Source organism: Streptomyces sp. NPDC005393, assembly GCF_040606675.1.
Classification (GTDB): Bacteria; Actinomycetota; Actinomycetes; order Streptomycetales; family Streptomycetaceae; genus Streptomyces.
Map to the genome: position 1 here is coordinate 1 of NZ_JBEXFG010000099.1, position 7130 is coordinate 7130.

6 protein-coding genes are annotated in these 7130 nt (G+C 72.0%); 2 read left to right on the forward strand and 4 right to left on the reverse strand.

Annotation, left to right across the window (positions count from 1 at the left end; translation table 11 throughout):
- Positions 1-138: 138 nt before the first annotated feature.
- The 4 genes from ABZS71_RS35150 to ABZS71_RS35165 form a co-directional block, all read right to left on the reverse strand.
- Complete coding sequence (locus ABZS71_RS35150; protein WP_355847107.1) at positions 139-945, reverse strand: enoyl-CoA hydratase-related protein; 807 nt, start codon at positions 943-945, stop codon at positions 139-141.
- A gap of 98 nt (positions 946-1043) precedes the next feature.
- Entirely contained in the window at positions 1044-2552 is a 1509-nt protein-coding gene (locus ABZS71_RS35155; RefSeq protein WP_356216808.1) for a cytochrome P450, read from the reverse strand.
- A 206-nt stretch (positions 2553-2758) separates the two neighbouring features.
- The gene (locus ABZS71_RS35160) at positions 2759-3940 is read right to left on the reverse strand and encodes an adenylate/guanylate cyclase domain-containing protein (RefSeq protein ID WP_355847112.1); all 1182 of its coding nucleotides are present in this window, start codon (positions 3938-3940) and stop codon (positions 2759-2761) included.
- A gap of 168 nt (positions 3941-4108) precedes the next feature.
- The gene (locus tag ABZS71_RS35165; protein WP_356216811.1) at positions 4109-4990 is read right to left on the reverse strand and encodes a biotin--[acetyl-CoA-carboxylase] ligase; all 882 of its coding nucleotides are present in this window, start codon (positions 4988-4990) and stop codon (positions 4109-4111) included.
- A gap of 191 nt (positions 4991-5181) precedes the next feature.
- Between ABZS71_RS35165 and ABZS71_RS35170 the strand changes: the two genes are divergently transcribed.
- Together ABZS71_RS35170 and ABZS71_RS35175 are read left to right on the forward strand one after the other, a co-directional pair.
- Positions 5182-6777, forward strand: a complete 1596-nt coding sequence (locus tag ABZS71_RS35170) for an acyl-CoA carboxylase subunit beta (RefSeq protein ID WP_355847118.1) — start codon at positions 5182-5184, stop codon at positions 6775-6777.
- Between the two features lie 14 nt (positions 6778-6791).
- Complete coding sequence (locus ABZS71_RS35175) at positions 6792-6998, forward strand: acyl-CoA carboxylase subunit epsilon (RefSeq protein WP_355847121.1); 207 nt, start codon at positions 6792-6794, stop codon at positions 6996-6998.
- Positions 6999-7130: the final 132 nt, after the last annotated feature.

A 7130-nucleotide genomic window follows, 5' to 3' on the forward strand; every position in this document is an offset into this window, starting at 1 on the left:
GGCCTTGTTTCGGCGTCTTCCGCGGGGTTTGGGGCCTCGCAGGGTCGACCTTGGGCGGGGGGCCCCCCCGGCCGAAGGCTGGGGGAGGCTGAAGCGCCCCGGAGGCGAACCGAGCCAAAGAAAAAGGAGGGCGGCCGGTCACTCCCCCGGCCAGTCAGGCTTCCGCTTCTCGTTGAAGGCGGCGACGCCCTCGGCGCGGTCGCCGGAGAAGGCCACCGACCGCCAGGCCGCGTCCTCGACCTCCAGCCCGGTCCGCAGATCCAGCCCCTGCCCGAGCCGCAGCGCCCGTTTGGCGGCCCGCAGCCCGACCGGGGAGTTGGCGGCGATGCGCCGGGCCAGCTCCAGCGCCTCGGCGCGGTCCTCCCCCTCGGCCGCCAGCCGGTCCACCAGGCCCAGCTCACGCGCCTCCTCGGCGGCCACCCGGCGCGCGGAGAAGACCAGCTCGGCGGCGCGCGCGGCGCCCACCCGGCGCGGCAGCAGCTGGGTGCCGCCACCGCCCGGGATCACCCCGACCGAGACCTCGGGCAGCCCCACGACGGCCGTGGGGTCGGCGATGATCACGTCACAGGACAGAGCGAGCTCGTAGCCGCCGCCGAGGGCGTAGCCGTGAACGGCGGCGATGGCGGGCATGGGCAGCTCCAGTACGCCTGTATAGGCGGCGCGGGAGACCGGCCGGTGCCGCATCATCTCGGCGTCGGAAAGAGAATTCCGCTCCTTGAGATCCGCGCCCACGCAGAAGGCCCGCTCATGGGTGGAGGTCAGCACCACGGCCCGAACGTCACGGTCCTCCGACAGCGCCGCGCACGCCGCCGCGATACAGCGGGCCATCTCGCAGGAGACGGCGTTCATGGCCTTGGGCCGGTCCAGCACCAGCTCGGCGACGAAGCCGTCCCGCCGGACCGCGACCCACTCCCCGTACCGCACCTCACTGAGCTGCTCACTCATCCGAACCCTCCCGGTTAACGACCGTGAACCCGTCGCGAGCGATCATCGCAGCTCGCCGCGGTATCCGGAACCGGCGACGCCCGTCCGGCCCCCGGCCCCTACCGGCGACGGCGCCAGCGCCGCAGCGCGCCCAGTACGGACGGCCGCGCCTTGCGCCCGCGGCCGGCCCCCTCCGTCTCGTCCGCCCCGTCCGTCGCGGCCCAGGCCGGGACCGGAGCGGCAGCCCGGGTGGACGGGGCCGGGGGCTCCGGGGCCGCCGGAGCGGCCGGGGGCTCCGGAGCGGCGCCGCGCGTGTCCTCCCAGCCGCCGTCCTGCGGAGCGCCGTCCTCCGCCCCCTCGTCCAGGACCGGAAAACGCACTGGCAGGGCGACAAGCCCCCGCTGGTAGATGCCCGGCCGCCACTCCAGCCGCTCCGGCTCGACGGCCAGGGCGACATCCGGGAGCCGGTCCAGCAGCCGTTCGATGGCGACGGAGGAGATCAGCCGCGCCGAGCTCCGGCCGGGGCACATATGCGGTCCGGCGCCGAAGGCCAGGTGGGCGCGGTTGCCCTGCTTGTGGTCGGAGCGCCGCAGCGCGTCCTGGTTGGCGCCGGCGAAGCTGATCAGGATGGGCTCGCCCTCGCGCAGCCGTACACCGGCGAGGTCGACGTCGCGCCGGGGGAAGTGCACCGCGAGGTTGGCCAGCGGCGGGTCCGTCCACAACACCTCGTCCAGCGCGTCCTCGACCAGGATGCTGCCGCCCGAGAGCCCGCCCGCGAAGCGTTGGTCGGTGAGCAGCACCCGTAACGCGTTCCCGATCAGATTGATGACCGGCTGGCCGCCCGCGGCCATCAGCAGCCCGAGCTGCTCGATCAGCTCGTCGTCGGTCAGCCGCTCGGGGTGGGCTATCAGCCAGGAGGTGACATCGGCCGCCGGCTGCGCCCGCTTCCGGTCGATCAGCTCCTGGAGCGCCGCGGCGATCACGCGGTCGGCGGTCCCCACGTCCGTACCGTCGAAGAGCTGGGCGAGCGCGCTGAACAGCCGGTCCGCGATCCCGGGCGGACAGCCGAAGAGCTCGCCGAGGACGAGCAGGGGCAGCAGCGCGCCGTACTCGGCGACCAGATCGGCCTCCCCGGCGCCGCTGAACTGGTCGATCAGCGAGTCGGCGATGCGCTCGACATAGCCGCGCAGCGCGCCCGGGTCGATCCGGCTGGTGCTGTCGTCGATCGCGCTGCGGTAGCGCCGGTGGCTCTCGCCGTCCGACGCCGTGGCCATGGACTGGTGCCGGATCATCTGCCGGGCGTGGCTGGTGCCGGGGACCCTGCCCTCGTTCTCCGCCCGCCAGCGCCGTGGGTCCTTGGAGAACGTCTCGGGGCGCCGCAGGATCTCCAGCGCGGTGTCGTAGCCGACGCACAGCGTGGCGGTGACGCCCGGATCCAGCTCCACCGGGACCAGCGGGCCGTGCGCCTCGCGCAGCCGCTGGTAGACGGCGAACGGATCCCTGCCGAACTCCGGGGTGTGGAGCGGCGCGGGCCCGGTTCCGCCGCCCCCGTGCGCGGGGCAGCCGGGCGGTGGGACCGCTCCCGGCTGCGCGCCCGGCAGAGCGCCCGACTCCTCAGGCTCGATCACACGTGCTCCTGGCTTCCGGGGATGTGACGGACGGGCAGGTACCGCACCGTCCGGTCAACGCACACCGGCGACCCGCTCGCCAAAGATCCACTCGTGGATCATGCGCAGGTAGGCTAGCGGACCCCGTTCCGCCGTGTGTTCGACTTCAAAAATTCGGGTGCATTTCCCCAAAAGGTACGGCCGGGATCATCACGGCACGGTCGGGATCATCCGCGGCGGCTGAGCAGCCACGGCTCCACGACCCCGAGCCCACGCACCGGCCGCTGCCACATCGGCTGCAGCGCGAAGCGGTACGAGGGCGGCTCCTCGCCCTCCTTCTCCGCCGCGGCGGCCGCCTCCGCGGCCTCCGCCTCCGACACCGGGGCCTCCCCGGTGCGGCTCAACTCCTCCGCGAACGCGCCGTCCACCAGAACCGCGTTCTTGGGGGCTATGGACGTGAGCCGGCTGGCCAGATTGACCGTCGTGCCGAACACGTCGCCCATCCGGGTCGTGACCGTGCCGAACGCGATCCCGACGCGCAGCTCGGGCATCGTCTCGTCGTGCGTCAGCGTCTCGATCAGCCGCAGCCCGATCTCGGCGGCGATGCCCGCGTCGTCGGCCGCGTAGAGCACCTCGTCACCCAGCGTCTTGATCAGCCGGCCGCCGTGCGCGGCCACCAGATCGGCGGCCGTCGTCTCGAACGCCTCGACCAGCTCGCCGAGCTCCTCCTCCTCGAGCCGCCGGGTCAGCCGGGTGAAGCTCACCAGGTCCGCGAAGCCGACCGCCAGCCGCCGGTCGACCATCTCCGCGTCGTCCGCCGCCTGCACCACCCGGCCGGTCGCGGCCGCGAGCTGCCGCCGGTAGACGTAGACCAGGAACTCCTCCAGCTCCGGCAGCAACAGCTCGACCAGCGGATACGCGATCTCGGTGCGCGTCATCCCGGTCTCGTGCGGCTCAGTGAGCCCCTCCAGGAACGAGTCGATCTGCCAGTCGGCGAGCCGGGCGGTGGTCTGACCGGTGGACCGTGCCACCTGGATGGCCATCGGCTCGCTCAGCAGCCCGGCCTCGACCAGACCGGACAGCCGGCGCAGCGCCAGCACATCGGCCTCGGTGAGCGCCTTGGCCTGGCCGATGTCGGCGAAGCCCATCGCCCGCCAGAAGCGGGTGGCCAGCTCGATCGAGACGCCGGCGCTGCGGGCGGCCTGGAAGGGGGTGTAGCGCCGCTCGGCGCCGAGGATGAGCTGCTCCAGCCGGAGCGCGATGGGGTCCGGAGCGTCGGTCTCGTCCTCGGCCTCGGCCCCGAGGTGCTCCCGGGCTCCGGTGTCCCGTACGGCACCGTCCTGCTGAGCGGCGTCGTCCCGCGCCGCGCGCTCATCGGCCGTGCCGGAACCCGTGTCGTCGGCGGTCACCGCCCGCCCCCTGTCCGATCCCTGCGCACTGCCCTTCCGTTCCCTCTTCCGGTTCGGTTCCGGCCTGGCCGTGTCTGACTGGTCCTGCTCGGCCGCGGCCGCTCCGAACTGGACCGACCGCGACAACGATACGTCAGGTGTGCCGTAGCTCACTCTCCACTTCGAAGATCATTCCTCCGTCGGTACGGAGCGTAGATGCACGATGTCCCCGGCGGACACCGGCTCCTGCACCCCGCCCTCCGAGGCCAGTACCAGCCGTCCGTCGCCGTCGATCGCGACCGCCTCGCCGACGAGTTCCCGGCCGCCCGGCAGCTCCGCGCGGACCCGGCGCCCCAAGGTCGCACAGCCCGCCGCGTACGCCTCCTGGAGCCCGCTGGGGCCGGGGTCGCCCTCGAAGCGGCGCCACTCCCCGTACCACTGTTCGATCGACCGTAGTACGGCTCGCAGCAGCGGGTCGCGGTCGGTGGAGATCGCGTCCGCGAGGGCCAGCGACCCGGCCGTGGGAACGGGAAGTTCATCGGCGTGCAACGAGATGTTCAGTCCGACCCCGATGACCACCGCGTCGCCGGCCCGCTCGGCGAGGATCCCGCCGAACTTCCGCTCCTCGCCCCCGACCGTGACCAGCAGGTCGTTCGGCCACTTGAGCGCCGTGTCCACGCCCGCCGTCCGGCTCAGCGCCCCGGCGCCCGCGACCCCCGCGAGCAGCGGCAGCCACCCCCACCGCTCCACCGGCACCCCGGTCGGGCGCAGGATGACGGAGAAGAACAGCCCGGACCGGGGCGGGGCCGTCCAGGTGCGGTCGAGCCGGCCGCGCCCGGCGGTCTGCTCCTCGGCGATCAGCACCGTGCCCTCGGGGGCTCCGACCGCGGCCCGGGTCACCAGATCCGTATTGGTCGAGCCGGTCGCCCGCACCACCTCGAGCTCGGTCCACAGTCCGCCGGGGCGCACCAGCCCACGGCGCAGCGCGGCGGCGTTCAGCGGCGGGCGCTCCAGGTCGGACCAGCGGCCGCGCGGATCGCCGGGGCTCCCAGGGGTGTCAGAAGGCGTCATACGGGTCAGCCTAGGGTCAGGAGGTGTGGCCAACGACGCACTGCCACCATGCGATCCCGCCGATACGCTACGTGCCGGTAGCCCAGCCAGCGCAACACCCCCATCGACCCGGTCCGTAACCCCCTTTCGACCCCGTCTCCCCCCTGAATCCCCCTGAATCCACCCCCAGGACGAGCAGGAGCCGCATCCCGATGTCCGAGCCGGAGATCGCCCCCGAGATTCCAGACCGTCACACCACCGCGGGGAAGCTCGCGGACCTGCAGCGCCGCGTCGAAGAAGCGACTCACGCGGGCTCCGCCCGGGCGGTGGAGAAGCAGCACGCCAAGGGCAAGCTGACCGCGCGCGAACGGATCAACCTCCTCCTCGACGAGGGGTCCTTCACCGAGCTCGACGAGTTCGCCCGGCACCGTTCGACCAATTTCGGCATCGAGAAGAACCGGCCCTACGGGGACGGCGTGGTCACCGGCTACGGCACGGTCGACGGCCGCCCGGTCTGCGTCTACTCCCAGGACTTCACGATCTTCGGTGGCTCGCTCGGCGAGGTCTACGGAGAGAAGATCGTGAAGGTGATGGACTTCGCGCTGAAGACCGGCTGCCCGATCATCGGGATCAACGACGGCGGCGGCGCCCGGATCCAGGAGGGCGTGGTCGCCCTCGGTCTGTTCGCCGAGATCTTCCGCCGCAATGTGCACGCCTCCGGCGTGATCCCGCAGATCAGCCTGATCGTCGGCCCGTGCGCGGGCGGGGCGGTCTACTCCCCCGCGATCACCGACTTCACGGTGATGGTCGACCAGACCTCGCACATGTTCATCACCGGCCCGGATGTGATCAAGACGGTCACCGGTGAGGACGTGGGCTTCGAGGAGCTGGGCGGCGCCCGCACCCACAACACCACCTCGGGTGTGGCGCACTACATGGGCGGCGACGAGAAGGACGCCATCGAGTACGTCAAGGCGCTGCTCTCCTACCTCCCGTCCAACAACCTCTCCGAGCCCCCGTCCTTCCCCGACGAGGCCGAGCTGGAGGTCACGGACGAGGACCGGGAGCTGGACACGCTCATCCCGGACTCGGCGAACCAGCCGTACGACATGCACCGGGCGATCGAGCACGTCCTGGACGACAACGAGTTCCTGGAGACGCAGCCGCTCTTCGCGCCGAACATCATCACCGGCTTCGGACGGGTCGAGGGCCACCCGGTGGGCATCGTGGCCAACCAGCCGATGCAGTTCGCCGGCTGTCTGGACATCGACGCCTCGGAGAAGGCCGCGCGCTTCGTCCGCACCTGCGACGCGTTCAACGTCCCGGTGCTGACCTTCGTGGACGTGCCCGGCTTCCTGCCGGGCGTCGAGCAGGAGTACAGCGGCATCATCCGGCGCGGCGCCAAGCTGATCTACGCGTACGCCGAGGCCACGGTCCCGCTGATCACCGTCATCACCCGCAAGGCCTTCGGCGGCGCCTACGACGTCATGGGCTCCAAGCACCTGGGCGCGGATCTCAACCTGGCCTGGCCGACCGCCCAGATCGCGGTCATGGGCGCCCAGGGCGCCGTCAACATCCTGCACCGCCGTACGATCGCGGCCTCCGACAACCCGGAGACCACCCGCACCGAACTCATCGCGGACTACGAGGACACCCTGCTCAACCCCTACATCGCGGCCGAGCGCGGCTATGTAGACGCGGTGATCATGCCCTCCGACACCCGCCGCCACATCGTCCGGGGACTGCGCACCCTGCGGAACAAGCGCGAGGCGCTGCCCCCGAAGAAGCACGGCAACATCCCCCTCTAGGAAGGGCTGTTTCCATGATCCGAATTGTCCGGGGCAATCCGACCCCAGAGGAGCTGGCCGCCGCACTCGCGGTCGTACAAGCGCGCGCGGCGGCCGAGGCGGCCGTCGCGCAGGGCGAGGGCGTACCGGAGGAGTGGTCCGACCCGGCCCGCACCATCCCCAGCCGCCGGGTCCCGCAGCCCGGCCCCAAGGCGTGGCGTACGACGTACTGGCCCGCCTGAGAAGGAGTTCCTCCGGAGCCGTTGCGCCTGAGTACGCGTCAAGGCGTACACCCGCAAGGTCGAGAAGCACATCCCGATCCACCCCGAGTACGTCGCCTCGGTGCTGGACGAGGAGGCCGCGGAAGACGCCGT

Bases quoted from the DNA above. Each gene is read 5' to 3' on its own strand.
- ABZS71_RS35170 (WP_355847118.1), top strand. From the start codon at position 5,182: ATGTCCGAGCCGGAGATCGCCCCCGAGATTCCAGACCGTCACACCACC.
- ABZS71_RS35175 (WP_355847121.1), top strand. From the start codon at position 6,792: ATGATCCGAATTGTCCGGGGCAATCCGACCCCAGAGGAGCTGGCCGCC.
- ABZS71_RS35165 (WP_356216811.1), bottom strand. From the start codon at position 4,990: ATGACGCCTTCTGACACCCCTGGGAGCCCCGGCGATCCGCGCGGCCGC.
- ABZS71_RS35150 (WP_355847107.1), bottom strand. From the start codon at position 945: ATGAGTGAGCAGCTCAGTGAGGTGCGGTACGGGGAGTGGGTCGCGGTC.